General features: G+C 67.6%; 13 protein-coding genes. 6 read left to right on the forward strand and 7 right to left on the reverse strand.

What is annotated here, in order from left to right; all coding sequences use genetic code 11:
• The first annotated feature begins 10 nt into the window (after nt 1–10).
• Complete coding sequence (locus ACIBJC_RS26735) at nt 11–598, forward strand: class IV adenylate cyclase (RefSeq protein WP_399296608.1); 588 nt, start codon at nt 11–13, stop codon at nt 596–598.
• 572 nt (nt 599–1,170) lie between these two features.
• On the opposite strand, the gene ACIBJC_RS26740 is transcribed toward ACIBJC_RS26735, so the two are convergent.
• The 4 genes from ACIBJC_RS26740 to ACIBJC_RS26755 all read right to left on the reverse strand — a co-directional run bounded on the left by ACIBJC_RS26740 (nt 1,171) and on the right by ACIBJC_RS26755 (nt 6,393).
• A complete protein-coding gene (locus ACIBJC_RS26740) occupies nt 1,171–2,895 on the reverse strand; it encodes a relaxase/mobilization nuclease domain-containing protein (protein WP_399296610.1) in 1,725 nt (574 codons plus the stop codon).
• Between the two features lie 4 nt (nt 2,896–2,899).
• Entirely contained in the window at nt 2,900–3,451 is a 552-nt protein-coding gene (locus ACIBJC_RS26745; RefSeq protein ID WP_399296612.1) for a MobC family plasmid mobilization relaxosome protein, read from the reverse strand.
• Nucleotides 3,452–3,773: 322 nt separating this feature from the next.
• Entirely contained in the window at nt 3,774–4,616 is an 843-nt protein-coding gene (locus ACIBJC_RS26750; RefSeq protein WP_399296614.1) for a DUF2637 domain-containing protein, read from the reverse strand.
• Between the two features lie 247 nt (nt 4,617–4,863).
• Entirely contained in the window at nt 4,864–6,393 is a 1,530-nt protein-coding gene (locus ACIBJC_RS26755; RefSeq protein ID WP_399296809.1) for a DnaB-like helicase N-terminal domain-containing protein, read from the reverse strand.
• Nucleotides 6,394–6,665: 272 nt separating this feature from the next.
• Between ACIBJC_RS26755 and ACIBJC_RS26760 the strand changes: the two genes are divergently transcribed.
• The 3 genes from ACIBJC_RS26760 (at nt 6,666) to ACIBJC_RS26770 (ending at nt 9,411) form a co-directional block, all read left to right on the forward strand.
• Complete coding sequence (locus ACIBJC_RS26760) at nt 6,666–7,211, forward strand: helix-turn-helix transcriptional regulator (RefSeq protein WP_399296616.1); 546 nt, start codon at nt 6,666–6,668, stop codon at nt 7,209–7,211.
• A gap of 131 nt (nt 7,212–7,342) precedes the next feature.
• Nucleotides 7,343–7,642 (forward strand): helix-turn-helix domain-containing protein, encoded by a 300-nt coding sequence (locus ACIBJC_RS26765; RefSeq protein ID WP_399296618.1) that lies wholly within the window; start codon nt 7,343–7,345, stop codon nt 7,640–7,642.
• Entirely contained in the window at nt 7,639–9,411 is a 1,773-nt protein-coding gene (locus tag ACIBJC_RS26770) for a tyrosine-type recombinase/integrase (protein WP_399296620.1), read from the forward strand. Before ACIBJC_RS26765 ends, ACIBJC_RS26770 begins: the two co-directional genes overlap by 4 nt.
• A 56-nt stretch (nt 9,412–9,467) precedes the next feature.
• On the opposite strand, the gene ACIBJC_RS26775 is transcribed toward ACIBJC_RS26770, so the two are convergent.
• The 3 genes from ACIBJC_RS26775 to ACIBJC_RS26785 are packed head-to-tail and all read right to left on the reverse strand — an operon-like array spanning nt 9,468 to nt 15,519.
• The gene (locus ACIBJC_RS26775; RefSeq protein WP_399296622.1) at nt 9,468–11,021 is read right to left on the reverse strand and encodes an N-6 DNA methylase; all 1,554 of its coding nucleotides are present in this window, start codon (nt 11,019–11,021) and stop codon (nt 9,468–9,470) included.
• Nucleotides 11,018–12,532, reverse strand: coding sequence for a restriction endonuclease subunit S (locus ACIBJC_RS26780; protein WP_399296625.1), 1,515 nt, complete (start codon nt 12,530–12,532; stop codon nt 11,018–11,020). The genes ACIBJC_RS26775 and ACIBJC_RS26780 overlap by 4 nt, the downstream gene beginning before the upstream one ends.
• Nucleotides 12,529–15,519: a DEAD/DEAH box helicase family protein gene (locus ACIBJC_RS26785; protein WP_399296627.1), complete on the reverse strand. Its 2,991-nt coding sequence runs from the start codon at nt 15,517–15,519 to the stop codon at nt 12,529–12,531. The genes ACIBJC_RS26780 and ACIBJC_RS26785 overlap by 4 nt, the downstream gene beginning before the upstream one ends.
• A 236-nt stretch (nt 15,520–15,755) precedes the next feature.
• On the opposite strand from ACIBJC_RS26785, the gene ACIBJC_RS26790 reads away from it, so the two are divergent.
• Entirely contained in the window at nt 15,756–17,105 is a 1,350-nt protein-coding gene (locus ACIBJC_RS26790; protein WP_399296630.1) for an AAA family ATPase, read from the forward strand.
• Nucleotides 17,102–17,857 carry an HNH endonuclease gene (locus ACIBJC_RS26795; RefSeq protein ID WP_399296633.1) on the forward strand — a complete coding sequence of 252 codons (756 nt, stop codon included), beginning with the start codon at nt 17,102–17,104 and terminating at the stop codon, nt 17,855–17,857. The genes ACIBJC_RS26790 and ACIBJC_RS26795 overlap by 4 nt, the downstream gene beginning before the upstream one ends.
• Nucleotides 17,858–17,957: the final 100 nt, after the last annotated feature.

The following is a 17,957-nucleotide window of genomic DNA, read 5'->3' on the forward strand; positions in this document are numbered from 1 at the left end:
AGAAGGACCTATGAAGCACGAGTACGAGGCCAAGTTCCTCGCCGTCGACGTCGACGGCCTCCAGGCCAAACTGACGGCGCTCGGAGCCGTCCAGGCATTTCCGCGCACCCTCCTCACCCGGAAGATCTTCGAGAACGACGCACTCGAAGGCGGCGCCTGGGTCCGCCTGAGGGACGAGGCCACCCGCTCCACGCTCACGCTGAAGCAGGTCACCGACTCCACGACGATCGACGGCACCACCGAGATCGAGACCGAGGTGTCCGACCTGCACGCCATGGCCGAGATCCTCCGCAACGTCGGCCTGCGCGAGGTGCGCTACCAGGAGAACTACCGCGAGGAGTGGCGCCTGGGCGAAGTCGCCTTCGACTTCGACACCTGGCCGGACCTCCCCACCTTCGTCGAGATCGAGGGACCCGACGAGGCATCGGTCCGCCAGGCAGCCGCCCTGCTCGACCTCGACTACACCGAGGCACGATTCGGCAGCGTCGACGAGATCTACAAGAGCGAGGCCGGCAGGGACATCCTGGCCGAGCCCACGCTCCTCTTCACCGACGCCGACAAGCAGGCTTCGGCCAGGGCAGCTGTCCCGAGCGAGTGATCTTGGGGACCGGGCTGTGTTTATAGAACTGGCCGTGACGCCTCGGGTCATACCCGGCATCGCCGAGTTCGCCCGCGGCGGTCTGCCCGCCGCGGCAGACACTGACGACGGCAATACGTGGACTGACGGCTTCTGCTGGCTCTACTGCGGCCAACGATGGACCCGTGTTCTATGGATCGGCCCAGTGAGTGTGGCGGGTGCCCAGGCGGCGATGTTCGCCTGCGGCCCGTGCATCCGCGCCTTACAGGAGCAGGTCTGGCAATCACTCCTCCTTCACGATGAACCGACTCGCCCGCCACCTGTGAGCACGGCTTCTACGACCGAGCAGCCTGAGGGACGCCGCGTTGGAAAGCATCGCGCGCGGGGCGGCATGTTCCATCGGGAGTGAGGCCGAGAACGGACAGTGGGCGTATCAACGGCTGGACCGGTCACCATGCGTGGTGACCGGCCCAGCCATTGGTGCGCAGGCGCCCCTCCGACGCGGATCCACGCTTCCGGGGCTCACGGGCGTCCTGAGGAGACCCTCGCCGATGCTGCTGGCGGGTCTCTGGGGATCTGACACTCCTACCGGGTCAGCGTCGGTGGCGGCTCGGCTGGCTCGTGGGCGCTGCGGTTGTCCTCGGCTGGGCGGCGGGGGAAGGGGCGCCCAAGGCCGATGCGCTGATGCTTCGCAGCCGGGCTGCCTCGGCGCGCCGATTGGACGCGGGGTTGCGGCTGGTGTGCTGGATGCGGGTGATCAGGACGCGGGCCGGTTGGCGGGCTGTGCTGAGCTCTCGGCGGGCGGCCGCTTCCTTGAGGAGCTGGTGGGGTTTGTGGCCGCTGGCTTCGGCGTCGGCGAGGACAGTGGCCAGCCCGGGCCAGCCCGGGTCGGCGAGGATCCGCTCGGCATGTTCGGGGACGGCTGCGCGTACGTCGTTGGCAAGAGTGCGGCGGGTCCCTTCACCAGGGCGCCGGGCTTCGAGTTCGGTGAGCGTCGGAGCGAGCGCGGCGTCGGCTGCCGACTGGAGGTGCTGGACGGCTTGGCGGGCAGCGTCGGCCTGGTGGGCGTGGCCCTTGGCCTCGTGCCAGCGTGCAGCGAGGATGGCGGCCCAGAGGAGTGCGGCGGTCAGGGCTGCGAGGGCGCTGCCGTCGGGGCCGGTGGCGGTGTGTGCGATGTCGCGGGCCGCTGTCCGCAGGGCGTGGGCGGCACGGTCCTCGGCCCGGATCTGCGACCGCTGTGCCCGGGAGAATGCCGCACTGGCTGAGCGCAGTTGAGCGCAATGGTCGGCGGGCGCTGCTTGGGCGGTGGCTTCGATCAGTTCGCCCAGAGCGCTGATGTTCGCCTGTGTCCGTGCGTCCTCGTCGGCGCTCGTGGTGGTGGTCTCTGGGCGGAGGGTGTCGAGGGCTTCGGTGGCCTGATGCCAGGGAGTGGTGGGTCGGTCGCGGCGGGCTGTGGGGTGTTCCTCAGGCGCGCCGTTCTCAAGGCGGGCCTTGAGTTTGGGCAGGGTGAGGTCGGGGGCGATCTTCCCGCCGGGGTGGTAGATCTGCTCGCCGTCCTTGTTCAAGTCGCCGGGTCGGCCGACGGCGTAGCCGAGGAGGTCTCCTGAGGGGCCGCGGCGGGGCTTGACCAGGATGTCGTCGGCTTCGAGGTAGGCGAGGAGTTCCTCGGCGCTGGTGGCGTGCGGGATGGCGGCGCGGATGCGGTCCTGTAGCCACTGGCGGCTGGTCTGCTCCCAGCCGAGGCGCTCGGCCTTGTGCATCTCGGCCTGGGCAGGCCGATGCCCGGCGGTGCGGTCGCCCTTCTTCAGGCGGCGCAGCCCGTAGTCCTTCTCGATCTGGCGACAGGCGTCGCCGACGCGTATGCCGCTGTCGTGGAGTTTGGGGCGGCGGCCGTCTTCGCGGACAGTGGTGGCGAGGATGTGGATGTGGTCGTCGGCGTGGCGTACGGCGATCCAGCGGCAGGCCAGGTCGTCGCCGTCAGGGGCGATGCCTGCTGCGTGGACGATGCGCTGGGCGATCTCGCCCCACTCAGTGTCGGAGAGGTTGCGGTCCTCGGGGGCGGCGCGGACGGGGCAGTGCCAGACGTGGTCGGTGACGGGTTTGCCGAACTCGCTGTTCCGCAGGCGTACGGGCTCGTCGAGGTGGCGGGCAAGCTGGGTGAGGGTGGCGTTCTCGTCGCGTCCGGGGTCGGGCAAGCCGAGCATCGCGTAGCCGGTCACCAGGTGCGGGTCGAGGTGTTCGTCGTGTCGGCCTGGGCCGTAGCGGTAGGAGAGCAGGCCGCGGGTGTTGGCACCGGTCGGTTTGATGGCGGCGATCATCCGGTCAGACCTCCGTTGGGTCAGTGGGCCGGCGCAGGGCTTCGGCGATCAGGGCGAGCAGGTGGCGGAGTTCGTCGAGGCGCTGACGGATGTCGGGCGGCGTGAAGTCGCTGTTGAGCGCGCGGGCGATCTGGTTGACGTTGACGCCGATGCGGTTGAGCTCGCGCAGCACCTGGGCGCGGAACATATGGGTGCGGCGGCGGTCCTCGGACAGGGGAAGGTTCGCGGTGAACCGGCCGGTGACGAAGGCGAGGACGATGTCGGCGGCGAAGCCGGATTCGCCCTTGTAGCCGTGCTCGGCGGCGGCCTCCTGGAGGGCGGCGTGCTCGTCGGCGGTGAAGCGCAGCGGGCCGACGCGGACGGTCCGCTTGGTGCCGGTGAAGCGGCGGATCGCCGGCTGGACGCTCTGCACATCGCGCTCGCCGGCCGTCGGCTCGGCGGTGGGCGTGGGGTGAAGGATCTGCTGCTGGACGGTACGGAGCTCGTCCTGGTCGGGGCCGCCCTCGGCCCCGGCCTCCCGGTCCGGCGCCCCCTGGCGCTGGGCCGTCTCCGCCACCCTTGGGGCGGAGACCCCCGAAGACCGGCCATGAGTCGGACTCGGGGTACTACTGGCTCCGCCAGGAGCCGTCCGTCCGAACGCCCGGCGCAAACGTTCCGTCAACGTAGGCGACTTCGTCAGTGTCGGCGGCCCGTCGATGGAGCCGTCAGTGTGGTTCGGGTCGTGGGTCACGGATAGCTCTCCGGAAGGTGTGGGCCGGGTGGTGGCGTGCGGAGGCCACGGCTACGACTGCGGGAGTGTGGATGAGTGAGGGCGGCGGAGAGGCGGGGACCGCTTGACCGGTGGCCGTAGGAGTTCCGGCCACCGGGATGGCGGGCGATCAGCCGACGTTCCGACCGATGCCGGGTTCCGACCGGAGGACTTCCATGACTTCGGTCAGCCTCTGGCCGCCGACCGTGTGTCCCTTGGCCCGTATGGCCTGTTGCACGATGCCCCGTGTGAGCTTGCGCTGCTCGGCCGCAGCGATCCGCCCGATCTCAACCAGTTCCTCGACCGTCGCGCTGACCGGACGCCCACCACGCGGCTGGTCCTCCGAAATCCGGGGCGACGGCGTTCGGCTGGAGTCGGTTGCCTGCGGATTGGCGATGCGTTCGGATGGCGTGGCCCGCGGTTCCGGTGCCTCGGCGGAATTGAGTGCCGGGCGGTCGAGGGGCCGGTCGACCAGTTGGTGGATCTGCCGCATCAGCACGCCGAAGGCCAGTAGGGCTGCGGTCGGGGGAACCGCCGCGACCACGTAGTCGAGCAAGGGCACGACGCTCGCGTTGCCCGTGCCGCTGACACCGGCCACGTTGAGCGCAATGGATCCGACCGACCCGGTAGCGGTCAGGGTGACCGCCCACCAGTCGGTCACTCGGCGGAGGCCGGCGCGGAGCATGAGCAGTTCGCCCGCGACGATGAAGGCGTCCAGGGTCGCGGGCCAGGCCCATTGCCGGACCGGGGAGCTTCCCAGGCCATGCTGTCCGGCGACTTGGGCGAGGTGTGCGTAGGAGAGCCAGAAGCCGCCGGCGGTGAGGGCGATGATGACGGTTCCGGCTGCGGCGAGGGCGTACCGCTCGGCGGCATGCTGGGCCGTTGCTTGTGGCTTCACGTCCTGGACGTGATCGGCGTGGGGCATCGCGTTGCCCTGTTGGGCGGTGTCATGAGGCGTGGCGGGTGTGGTCATGCGGGTTCTCCGGGGTGGTTCTGCGGAGGCGATCACGGCGTTCACGCAGGGGGCGTACACGTGAGCCCCCTTCTAAAGGGGGGCTCACGCGTGAACGCTGGTGTGCGTGTACGGCGTGAACGATCGCGTGATCGTCTGACCTGGGGTTTCGTTCTTGGCGTGTACGCCTGCGGTGAGGCGTGCGCCGGTGCGCGGGGGAGGGGTGCGTGTACGCCCTCGTGTACGGTCCCGGCGCTCGGCGATCAGGTCAGGAGACGGCGCCGATATGGCGGACTGAGGCGCGGTAGCGGGCTTGCTGGCCGCCTCCGGTGCCGCCTGCGGTGCCTTCGGCCTTGCCTGCGAGTCCGGCCCTGACGAGCCGGTCCAGGGTGCGCCTGGCTTTCTCGGTGGCCGAGCGCTCGGGGTTGTTCTGGCCGCTTTGGATCATGGCGAGTTCGCGCACGGTCAGGCCGTCGGGGCGCTGTCGCAGGATGGCGACCGGGTCGAGGGCGGGGTCGAGCGTCGAGATGCCGCGTTCGTGGTCGTGGATGACCTGTAGGGGGCCGATCTCGCCGGTGGGGGTTTTGAGGTGGTGCAGGGTGACGGCGAGGTCGCCGGCCTCCCCGGAGACGAAGAGAACGCTGCCCGCGCCGGAGGTGAGCCAGGTGGAGCCGTAGACGCGGTCCAGGGTGGGCTTCTGGGCGCGTGGAGCGCCCTCGGTGGCCTTGCGCTGATGGTGGAGTTCCATGATCTCGACGCCATTGCGGATCGCTCGCTGGCGGGCGTTGTTGTAGGCGACGCCGAGGGCGTCGTCGACCAGCGTGCTCACCGCGTCCTTGAGGCTGTCGATCACGATGGTGTCGGCCTGGTGGGCTGCGGCGAGGTCGGCGAGGAGGTCGGGCTCCTTGTCCAGACTGGCGGGCAGGGGGCCCTGCCAGACGGCGAGCCCGTCGCGCAAGCGCTGCTCGTGCTCGGGCCCGACGATGCGGGCCATGGCGCGGGCGATCTGCTTGTACCGGTCCAGCGCGAGGTAAAGCACCCGTCGGCTCGATGCGACCGGCATGTCCAGGACGCTGTCCGACAGGCCCAGACGAGCGAGGATCACCTGGTGGGCCAGCGTGGTCTTCCCGACCCCCGGCGCTCCGACGATCATCAGGCTCTCTCCCGACGACCAGGCCGTCTGCTCCCGAGTGCCCCAGAGAGGTTCGGTGTCAGTGCCGGTCTCGGTGACGAAGCGCCATCCGTCGGTGATGAACCGGGAGAGTCGGCCCTGTCCCGAGGCGAGCGCACGCTCGCGCTCCGCCTGGACCTCTGCCTCCACCTCGCTGCGGATGGCATCCGGATCGGCGCCCGGCTCCATCGCCTGCTGAGCGGTCCGGATGCCGGAGGCGCGCAGACGCCTGAGGTCGGCCATCGTGCGCACGATGCCCGCGTAGTAGGCGGCGCTGCTGGCGGAGGGCACAGCGTCGGCGAGCTGGTGGACGTACACCACACCGCCGACCCGCTCCAAGTCGTCCTGGGCGCGCAGCTGGTGCGACAGGACGATGGGGTCGGTCGGCTTGTCTTCGCTGTGCAGGGCGAGGATGGCACGCCAGACCGTCTCGTGCGCGGGGCGGTAGAAGTCGGCGGCGTCGAGCAGCAGGCGCACTTCGTCGATCACCGCGCCCTTGTGCATGCAGGCCCCCAGCACGGCGGCCTCGGCGTCGACGTCGTGCGGCGGAACCGCGGTGAGGTCGCCGGCCGTGGGCTGGCGGCCGGTTCCCGCGATGTGTGGCGCGGTCGGCCGGGGTTCGTCCATACTGGGCATAGAGCTCCTCGACTTGCGGGCCGTACGGGACGGCGAATCCCAGGCCACGCGGGTCAATCGTTCAGGGATGGGCGGTTACGAGAGTTCGTGCTTGGCCCCCGACGTTCGTAGCGTCGGGGGCTTTTTGCGTTCACCGCCGTTCGAGGGCGGACGTCTACAGTACCTGACGTTTTCGGAAGCGCAACGGTTGCATTTGGCTCCGGAATGGTGTTTAGTTTTCACCATCGCCCCGGTCCGTCGGGCCCCAGCAAGGAGGTGCAGTGATGAGCAGTGACGAAGGCGCCTCCCGCGCGGGGCCGGACCGGCCTCCAGCCGAGGAGCACGTCGCGGAGCGCATCAAGCTCGAACGCGAAGCGCGCGGATGGAGCACGGTCACTCTCGCCGAGCGGATGGCTGATGCCGGCCACCCGGTCAACCAGTCCGCGATCTGGCGCATCGAGAGCGGGAAGCCTCGCCGCCGGGTCAACCTTGATGAGGCTCTCGGCTTCTGCAGGGTCTTCGATCTGACCTTCGACGAGCTGACCAGCCCGCCCGGTCAGCTCGCCAATCCGCTGGTCCGACGTCTCGTCGGCGAGTACGTCGCGAGATGGAGGGAATGGCGGGATCTGGGCAAGGACATGCGCCGGATCCAGGACGAACTGGCGGCGTACACGGACGCCAACCCCAACCAGGACGACATGGTCAAGGCGCTACTGACCCACGAGTTGACCATCGCCTCGAAGGGCGAATTCCATCACCACCGCGGAGCCCCGACGCGGCTCCGCAGCTTCCTCGGCGAGCGAATGGACACGCCACCCGAACAGAGCTAACCGGCTCCCTCGCTGCTACGAACAGCGCGGGTCTTGCCGTCTATGGCTCCTTCTCTTCACGCCCATCCCTGAACGACTTGCTGGCCTGCCGGGATTCGCCGTCCCATGGCTTGCCAGGAGAGGACCCTCCCTTGCACCGAAGCGACCTTCCGCTTGCCCTGATAGCCGACCTGCTGGACGTCCCCGAGGACGACCTGCGGAACCTGATCTCCGAACGTCGGCCGGCCCAAGACGACACCACCCTCGTTGCCCTCACCGTCGCTGAAGCCGCGCGACGCATCGGCATCGGCCGCACGAAGCTGTACGAGTACGTCACCTCCGGCGAAATCTCCTCGGTCAAGATCGACAGCTTGCGCCGCATCCCAGCGGAGGCGGTGAACGACTTCCTGGCTCGGCGCCTCACGGTCGGCGACTTCGGGACCGCAGCATGACGCGGGGCGCGACGGCGAATAGCCGTCAGCCCAATGGAGCCTCCAGCATCTATCTCGGCAAGGACGGCCGCTGGCACGGCCGTGTCACCGTCGGCGTGAAGGACGACGGCAAGCCCGACCGCCGTCACGTCAGCCGCAAGACCCGAGCCGAGGTCACCAAGGTCGTACGGGAGCTGGAGCGGCAACGAGACAAGGGTTCGGTCCGCAAGGCCGGACAGAGCTGGACGCTAGAGACCTGGCTTACCCACTGGGTCGAAAACATTGCCGCGCCGAACGTCTCCGAGAACACCATCGACGGCTACCGCGTCGCGGTGAATCACCACCTCATCCCCGGCCTGGGTGCCCACCGCCTGGAGAAGCTGGAGCCGGAACACCTGGAGCGCTTCTATAAGAAAATGCAGGAGACTGGAAGCGCCGCCGGCACCGCGCACCAGACCCACCGCACCGTTCGCACTGCCCTCAACGAGGCGGTGCGGCGTGGCCACCTCACCCGCAACCCGGCCACGATCGCAAAGGCGCCTCGCCTCGCAGAGGACGAAGTCGAGCCGTATTCGGTCGAGGAAGTCCAGCGCCTCCTGGCAGAAGCGGGGAAGTACCGCAACGCAGCCCGCTGGGTCATCGCCCTGGCGCTCGGCCTTCGTCAGGGTGAGGTCCTCGGCATGCAGTGGACCGACGTCGACTTCGAACTCGGCGTCATCCGCGTCCGCCGGGGGCGCCTGCGGCCTCGATACCAGCACGGCTGCGGCGACCGCTGCGGCCGCAAGCCCGGCTTCTGCCCGCAGAAGATCAACATCCGACGCGAGACCAGCAACGTGAAGTCACGCGCCGGGCAGCGTCCTATCGGTGCCCCGGACGAGCTGATGGACCTCCTCCGCCGGCACCGGGAGGCGCAGGCCCGAGAGCGCGCCCTCGCCCGCGACCTCTGGACGGAGAAGGGGTACGTTTTCACGTCGCCCATCGGCGAGCCCTTGAACCCGAACACGGACTTTCACAAGTGGAAGGACCTGCTGAAGGCTGCGGGAGTCCGCGACGGCCGCCTCCACGACGCCCGCCACACCGCGGCGACGGTCTTGCTGATCCTCGGTGTCTCCGACGCGGTGGTGGACGCCATCATGGGCTGGGAGCCCGGCAAGTCTGCGCGGATGCGCCGTCGCTACCAGCACCTGACCAGTCGCGTCCTCAAGGACACAGCTGACAAGATCGGCGGTCTGCTCTGGGCCAACGATTCAGCTAAGGCCGTCGGAGCAGTTGTGTCCGCTGCCGACCACAGCCCAGTACTCGCGGAGCTGATGGTCCATGTTGCCCGCCTTGGCGAGCGGAGGGTGCCCTTCGTGCAGCGCGGGCACGCGGCCGAGGTTGTTGCCCAGTGGAGCGAGGACTGGCCGGATCGAACGGCTGAGGTTGAGGAGTGGGACCGAGGGCGCTGGGAACGCCATCAACCCGGTGGCGTGCGCGTAGTGCGCGACCAGATGCCGGAGCGGACCGTTGTCTTCCACGCCCGAGCCCTGTTCCTCCCGGGCGGGGAGCGCGCGACGACCGGGCTCCCCGCCCGGTGGTCGGTGCCGGCTTGGGAGTTCGAGACTGATGCCTACACGGGCCGCTCGTCGGTCTGGCGTACGGTCCGGCTCCCTGGCACGGGCCAGGAGGTCGAGGCCAACGCGCGCGGGACGGACAAGAAGGCCGTAGAGGCCGCCTTCGCCGAGGCGTGTGCACAGGCGGTGGACCGTGCGCAGTACCCAGGGAAGTACGGCGACACCGACGAGTGGTAGGCGGACTATGAGTGGGCGAGCCCTGACCGGCCTTGCACAGGGCTCTCTTGCCGCAGCTACGTCGCCGTCGGCGGCAGCTTAATGTCCAAGTCGGCTGCTAGCTGCTCCAGTTCGATCAGCGCCCCGCGCAGGTCCGCGGATAGCGCGAGTGTTAGCTCGGTCAGAGACTTAGCCTCCGCCGCCTCCGGTTCGATCAGGCCGATATCGAGATTGACGTCCTTGGTGGCAACGATTTCGGCACCGTCGAAGACCTGGAGGCGACCTTCGGGTACGCGGCGGTCGATGGCGCCATCCGGGTCGTCGGTGCCGACGCCGAAAGCACGCTTCTCGAAGTCCTCAAGGTGCCCGGGGAGCAGCGGGTTCTGCTTCAGTGTGAAGCGGTTGCCGGTGCGCAGGTCATACACCCAAAGCTCCTGGGTGTGCGGGGGCTCGTCGTTGCTGCGGCGGGGCGGAGCGGCGTCGAAGAAGAGGACGTTGGCCTTGACGCCGCCAGCGTAGAAGATGCCAGCGGGCAGGCGCAGCATGGTGTGGAGGTTGTAGCGCTTGAGCAGTTCGCGGCGGATACTCGCGCCCCGGCCGCCTTCGAAGAGGACGTTGTCGGGGAGGACCACGGCGGCACGGCCGTTGTCGGTGAGCAGGTTCGCGATGTGCTGGACGAAGTTGAACTGCTTGTTGGTGGTGGTCTCCCAGAAGTCCCTGCGGTGGTACGACATGTCCTCGCGGCTGACCGAGCCGTCGACGTTGGTGATCACGATCGAGGACTTCTTGCCGAAGGGCGGATTGGCGAGGACCATCGAAGCGCGCTTGGCGGGAGGTCTGGCGAGGGCATCCTTCACGTGGATAAGGGGCTCACCCTCGGGCCTGCCGATCTTGTGGAGGAGCAAGTTCATCGCTGCGAGGCGAGCGGTCGCCGGGACAAGTTCGGTGCCCCAGATCGCGCCCTTGTCGAAACGGGCGGACTCCTCCGTGGACATGTCATCGCCGTACTCCTGCACGATGTAGCCGTGCGCGGCGAGCAGGAAGCCGCCGGTGCCGCAGGCAGGGTCGGTGATGGTGTCTTCCGGGGTGGGCCGCATGCACCGGACGATGGACTCGATGAGCACCCGGGGTGTGAAGTACTGCCCGGCGCCGGCCTTGGTGTCCTCGGCGCTGCGGGCGATCAGTGCCTCGTAGGCGTCGCCCTTGATGTCCTTGCTGGAGCTGTGCCACTCCTCCTTGTCGATCAGATCGACGATGAGGCGGCGGAGGTTGGCCGGGTTCTGGAGCCGGTTCCGGGCGCGGTGGAAGATCAGGCCGAGGGTGGTGTTCTGACCCTTATCTTGCTTGCCGAGGTCGGTGAGCAGCTGGGTGTACTCCTCTTCCAGGGCGCTGCCCGTGAGGTCGAGCAGTTCCGGCCAGCCACGGAGGAGCCACTCCTTGGTCTCCGGCAGGACGTGGCGTCGCTTGTCCTCTGGAAGGTCCTTGTCGGCTTCCTTCATCTCGGCTGCCATCTTCAGGAACACCAGGAAGCTGAGCTGTTCCAGGTACTCGAGACTTGAGACGCCGTCGTCGCGCAGAACGTTGCAGTAGTTCCAGAGCCGGTCGACGAGACGGCGGGCTTCCAGCTTCACGCGTTGAACTCCAGGGAGAGGGTGGCCTGTTCGCCCTCGGAGAGGGGGGCGTCTGTGGTGGAGGCAGAGGGCGGCGGGACGTCCGCCGGGGCAGGCGCCTTGGGCTTGGCCTGGCTCTTCCGCTTGGCCTGGGAGGCCGCCCGCCGTGCTGCTTTCCGCTCTGCGTCGGCGGCCTCGCGCCCGGCGCGGATGCGCTTGAGGAGGTCCTCGGCGGGTTCGTCGTCGGGGTCCTGGGCGACGAGGTGGCCGGCGAAAGCTTGGGAAAGGAGGGCATGGCGGAGGGCCGTGGCATGCATGAGGGCATCAGATACACCGGTTGCGCACGCGCCTACGTGAATAAGAGCCCGATCGATATCGTCTACGATCTTGCGCTGCACATCGAGGGATGGGAAGGGCAGCTGAATCTCATCGAGCAGTTTCTGGTTGACCTTGTAGATGCCAGTGCCTGTCCGTGCTCCTCGCTCGATCTGCTTCCGGGCTGAGGGAGACGCCCAGACATAGTGCAAATAGCGAGGGAGCACGCGCTCACAGTCCGCCCGGATCCGGATCATGGTGTCGGGGAACGCGACCGGAGCGTGAACCTCCGGCACGAGCGCACCCCGGCCTACGAGGGGGAGCGATCCGTTGCCGCGGCAGACCAGGAAGTCGCCCTCCCGAACGACGAAGGGCTTAGCGTCCTGAGCGGACCATTCGCCGTGCTTGTGCTGCGAGAGATCAACGACGCTAGCTGTCAGGGCTGTGAGTCGAAGGACGGGGAAACCATCGTCTCCCTCACTCGTGGGCACGGACTTGCCATTGGTGAGGGGTTCTTGCAGTACGTCCCGGAGGGATGCGATGGAGTCTTCGGTAGTCCCGAAGGCAGTGGCGAGCACCTCTTCGTGGAGTGACTTCAACCGAAGCTGAGCGGCACCCAGCCGCGCCTCGATCTGGTTCAGCCGCGCCAGGCGCTCGTCCAGGGCGTCGGCGATGCGGCGCTGCTCTGCCGTTGGAGGTAGTGGAAGGGCGACTTCCCGAATGGCAGACTGGCTGACCTTATTGATCCCTGTACCGGTCCTCGCCGATCTCTCGATCTGCCGACGGACGGTTGGGGAAGCCCAGAGGTGCGCTAGAAACCGTGGCTCGATGTGCTCCGGGCTGGTGCGGATCCGGATCATCGTGTCCGGGTAGGCGACAGGCTCCATCACGGACGTGACCAAGGCGCCCCGCCCCACCAAGCTGAGTGATCCGCTTGCTCGGCTGACGAGGAAGTCACCCGGCCGGATTAGGTAGGGCGCAGCTTCCTCCACGGTCCAGTCGCCCAGTTTGTATTCGCGGAGGTCGACCCCGTCATCCTTGAGCGCCGTGAGCCTTAGGACCGGAAAACCGTCGTCATCCGAGCGCACAGAGCGGCCATTGCTTGTAGGCGCGATGAGAATGTCCGCAAGTTTCACCCAGGCCCACCCCGCCGGCAGCCTTGTTGCACCTGAGCTGCCCGGCGTCCCCAAGCCCTCTTCACCGCTATCCACGCTCACGCACCCAGTTCCTGATCCAGTTCAACAATCAGCTCGTCCGGTGTTCGTGAGCCTCCCTCGAACACCTCCCTGAACTTGCTCCAGCCGCCCTCAGCGCGGCACACCGCATGCTGGTCCAGCGCCTCCAGCGACACGGTCGCCGAGGTGGCAACCACGCCCACGATGCGCCGCAGCCACTCCTGCTGTTCCTCCGTGAACGTCGCTCCCGCTGTCTCCTGACGCGCGAGCCACTCCTGGAAGCGGAGGTCCACGGTATCCCGGTATGGCCGGAACTCATCCCCGTCGAGCCCCAGCTCGAAGCGCAGTACCGACAGCAGCTCGGGCAGCCCCGCACCGCGCCGCCGCCCGGCACGCGCGATGCCGAAGTCGACGTATGCCTTCCAGACCCGCTGGCGAGTCCAGCGCTGCTGCGGCGGACTGACCAGACCGAGGACCTCGTCGATGCGCTCCCGCACCTCGCTCAGTGGCCGACGTTTTTCGAAGGCGATGCGCAGGTCGGTGAACCGTTCCCGCTGGTTCTCCATGTACTTGCGCCAGTCCGTAACCGTCCGCTCGGCGCGCATGGCATCCGTCACGCCCTCGGCGATCACGCCGCCGTCCTGACTGAGATGGTCGATCTTGATCCAGCGGCGCTCCCTGGCTGCCTCCAGCAGCGCCGTGCGCAGCGCCTCCCGCTCCATGAAGGGACGCAGCGCCTCGATCAGCATGGCGTCGACTGCGTCCTCAGCTGATTCCGGGGCCGACTCTGCGTTCCCCAGGTCACCGGCTTGCGGAAGGCCCGACACCGAGTCCTCCACCGTGACCCTTACGCGCTCCCCTGCCAGCCTGTCGGGGTCGGTCGCCAGGACGAGGCCCGTCACCAGCTCGGTCAGCTTGCGGCCGCCAGCGCTGCCCTCGATCCGGGTGAGTTGTTCGTCGTCCAGGCGCAGACCGAGACGGCTGAGGCGTCCGGCCAACGTGGCGGCGTCGTCAGCCGACAGAGGACGTCCGTCCTCACACGCCTTGAGGAGCTTCTCAAGGCTGGGAATATCCGCCATCCCGTCTCGTACGAGCGGTCTCGCGTCGACCATGGCGTGCTCGGTCACTCCGACCGTGTCGATGATGACGAATCGGTCCTTGCACAGCGCGTCCTCGGTGATCTGCTTCAGGACCTCAGGCTTGATGATCCGAGCGCCGCGGCCCTTCATCTGCTCGAAGTACGACCATGTCCTGATGTCCCGCATGAAGACCAGGCACTCCAGGGCCGGGATGTCGGTACCGGTGGCGATCATGTCGACGGTGACGGCGATCCGGATCTCGGGCTTGTTGCGGAAGTCGCGGATGGCCTTGTCCGGGCGGGACGCCGCACTGGTGATCTTTTTGCAGAAGTCATCTCCGGCGCCGTCCCATGCGCGAAGCACCTCGTCAACGATCGCGTCTGCGTGTCTGTCGCTGGCCGCGAAGATCAGTGTCTTGGGCACGACTTTCCGCTCGTGGACGACCTCGCCGGTGTCGAGGTCCACCTGCGGAGGGAAGACCTCGGTGAAGAGGTTGTCCTTGAAGGTTTTGATGATCGTGCGGATCTGGCCGGTGGACTCCACACGCTTGTTGAGTTCGGACGGTGCGTACGCGTCGTCCTCTTCCTGTTGGCGCCAGTGCCGTGTTCGCGTCACGCGGTCCACGTGGGCGAGGACCGTGTTCAGCTGCTCGATCCTGCCATCGGGGGCGACCGTTGGAGTCGTGGCCCGGATCAGCGAGCCCTCACGGCTGATCCGTGTCGAGATCTTGTAGACGTCGTAGTCGACATTGACCTCGTCGGCGACGGCTTCCTCGAACGAGTACGTGCTGACGAGGTTCTCTTGGAAAAAGGCGAACGTCGGCCCAATCGGGGTTGCGGTCAGGCCCACGATGTGAGCGTCGAAGTACTCAAGGACGGGCCGCCAAGTCCCGTAGATCGAGCGATGGCACTCGTCGATGACGATGAAGTCGAAGTAGTCGGGCGGGAGTTCGGCCGAGTAAAGGACTTCGGGACGCCCGTCCGTGAGCCCCGCCGTGCCACCCGCCTCGAATGCCTCCTCGCCCTCACTGCCCGGTTCCGGCAGCGGCTGACCCGACAGTTTGCACCACAGCCTCTGGATTGTGGTGATCACGATCTTGTCGGAGTCGGCCAGGCCCGACTTCCCGCCCGAGAGGTGCTTGAGGGGGAACTCTTCGTGCAGCGCCTTCTTCGAACCCGCCGGGACGAAGTCGCGGTACTCATCGCGTGCCTGGTCACCCAGGTTGTTGCGATCGACAAGGAAGAGGATCCGGTGGGCGTCCGCGTGATCAAGGAGCCGGTGGCTCGCCTGCACCACGGTGTACGTCTTGCCGGAACCGGTTGCCATCTGGATCAAGGCCCGTGGCTGATCCGTCGCGAGGGATTTCTCCAGGCCCTCGATCGAGCGGCGCTGGGCGTCGTACAACTGCCGCTGCGGGTCGAGGAGGAAGGTAGGCAGGTGGCGCAGCCGGGCCCGCAGGGTCGGCGCCTCGGGATCGCGCAGGGCCTCACGCTTCCAGCGGGCGACGGTGGCCGGGCGGGCGGGGGCGAAGACGTAGCGACTGCGAGCTCCGCCCTCCGGGGAGTCGGGAGCGGACGTGCCATCAAGGCGCTCGGCGTCGAGGGCGTTGCGGAAGCGCCAGACGTGGCCATTGGTTCCGTAGCGGAAGGGCAGGGAGCGTCCCTGCCAGGCGCGCTTGGGGTGCTGTTCGGCGAGTGGGGCGGCGAGCCGGTCGGCTTCGGCGATCAGGTCGCGAGGGTCAACCGCGTCCGCTCCGGCCACGACGAGGCCGCTGAGATCCTGGTCGACGTAGAGGAGATAGACGCGGAGGCCGGGGTCGTGAGGGTGGACGGTCCGGACGGCCGTCGCGCCTGGCCTAAGGTCACGCTCATGTGGGGCGCACACGCGCCATCCGGCCTCATGCAGAGCGCTCTCGACCCTGTCGCCCGTCTGCGTGCCAGCAACGCTCACGACCCCTCCCCGTACTTGAATGCTCTGTGCCTCGGACGCGTCCCGATTCGGCTCGTCAGTCTCGCTCATTACATCAATCGGCGGTACGCGCATACGGTACGTGCGCGTCGCCACGGACGCCGACCGTCCAGATCCGGCCACGGACCGCGACGAGTCACTGTCAGTGCACGTCCGTAGAGTGGGCGGTAGATTGCGGCGGGCCACGTGGCCCGGACAGTGCAGGGAAGGGCAGCCCGGTGTATGTGACGAGGCTCCGGCTCGACGGCGTACGTGGGTTCCACGGCGCCCGTGCCTGCGACCTCGATTTCACGCGCCCAGATGGAAGCTGCGCGGGCTGGACAGTGCTGGCAGGGCGAAACGGCTCGGGGAAGACGACCCTGCTGAGGACGATCGCCTTGGCGCTGGCAGGGCCCGAGCGGGCCAGTCGGCTGGACAATGAGATCGAGGACCATCTCTCATACGGGTTGGCGCGCGGTCTGCTGGAAGCCACTTTCTGCGCTGATGCGGATGCCGATCTCGGCGCTCCCAGGCCATCCGACCGCCTGAGGACAGCGATCGAATGGGGCCCGGACAGGGAGCCGCTCAGCCAGGACGATGAGCCGCCCACGCGGGCGCGCTTCGTCTCCCGTACGAAGGCCACACGCCTCTTGTGGTCACCGTCGCCTCCTGCCGGCTGGTTCCACGCGGCGTATGGCCCCTTCAGAAGGCTCAGCGGCACCGGGTTGCGTGAACGTGATCCGCAGACTCCTGATCGAGCCGAGGCTCTGCGCACTCTTTTCCAAGAAGAGTCGGCGCTCACGGAGTCGGTCGAGTGGCTCGTATCTGTGCGTATGCGCCAGATGGAGGGCGAAGCCGGAGTTGACCGACTATTCGAATCGGTACTTGCCCTTCTTAACGACGGATTGTTGCCGGGGAACTTTCGTGTTGAGGAGGTCACCTCACGAGGGTTGTGGCTGAAACGGGTCGACGGCGAGGGGCCTCTCATCGCACTACGGCGCATGAGTGATGGCCTGCGTACGGTCACCGCGCTGGTTCTGGACGTCGTACGGCAGATGCACGCCGCTTACGGAACCCTGGACCTACGCCGAGACGGCAATCGGCCGTACCTGCCCCACCCCGGCATCGTCCTCATCGACGAGGTCGACGCCCACCTGCACGTCTCCTGGCAGCAGCGCATCGGCGAGTGGTTCAAGGCCCACTTCCCCGCCGTGCAGTTCATTGTCTCCACGCACAGCCCCTACGTCTGCCAGGCCGCTGACCCGGGCGGACTGATCATGCTCCCCGCGCCGAATGAGCAGGTCCCTCCCGAGGTGGTGGACGACGATCTCTACGGCAGGGTCGTCTACGGGACCGGTGACGATGCGGTCCTGTCGGACTTCTTCGGGCTTGAAACGCCGTTCTCCCGCCGAGCCGAGGAGATGAGAGAGGAACTAGCAGACCTGGAGTATGAGGTTGCGACGGGGCGGGCCGACGCCGCGACGATGCAGAGGTTCCGTGAACTGCGCAGGAAGCTGGCCAGCTCACAGTCCACCCGCCTGGACGAGCTCGATCTGGGGGCAAGGAGACGGGGGGCCAGCAGTACGTGATCAAACTCGTACGGCAGCGCCTGTCCTCCGAACTGGAATCCTCCCTCGTGAGGCTCACCCAGGAACTGGCGGGCACTCCGATAGCCGAACGTATCGAGCACGCCGACCGGATGTGGGACCGGAAAACTGTACGCCGGGACATCTACCGGCCGGTCAAGGATGAGCTTGAGACCATGGCCCCTGGCCTGGACTGTTGCATGTACTGCGGCAACCACATGGCCGACACGGTCGACCACTTCGTCCCTAAGTCTCGGTGCGCGCTCCGGACGTTCTTCTGGCCGAACCTTTTCCTCGCCTGCTCCACCTGTAACTCTCGGTTCAAGAGAGACCAGCACAGGAACGATGGGCTTATCGGTTCCCTCCTTGTGGATCCGACGCGCGATGACCCCATCGAGCATCTCGATCTACAGCTGGAGAGTGGCCACTACCGAGCGGTCGAGGGTTCGAAGAAGGGCCAGTGGACGATCGACGTCTGCGGGCTCAACGAGGGGAGGCGCCCAAGGGCCCGAGAAGGTGCCTGGCGGAGCCTGGGGGGCGACCTCAAGGGGTGGGCGCGGGCGCGGGACGAGGGCCAGCCGGACGACATGCGCTTCCACCTCTGGCGCATGCGCGACCAACCCTTCGCCGATGTCTGCTATGCGGCCTTGCACAAGGCCGTCTCCGACAACGCCGACGCTATCTTCGTGGATACGGACCCTCACGTCCTTGCCCTGCTGAGGGACGAGGAGCTCCGTGCGCTCCTCCTTCTGTGAGGAGCGCACACGGTGGCGGCGGGTGGTGGCGTATCTGTTCCTCAGCGTGCGCCCCATGAGCGACGCCGCATCGAGCGGGCGCAGGCCCCCAGACCAGGGT

The sequence above is a fragment of the Streptomyces sp. NPDC050509 genome, from assembly GCF_044457965.1.
Classification (GTDB): Bacteria; Actinomycetota; Actinomycetes; order Streptomycetales; family Streptomycetaceae; genus Streptomyces.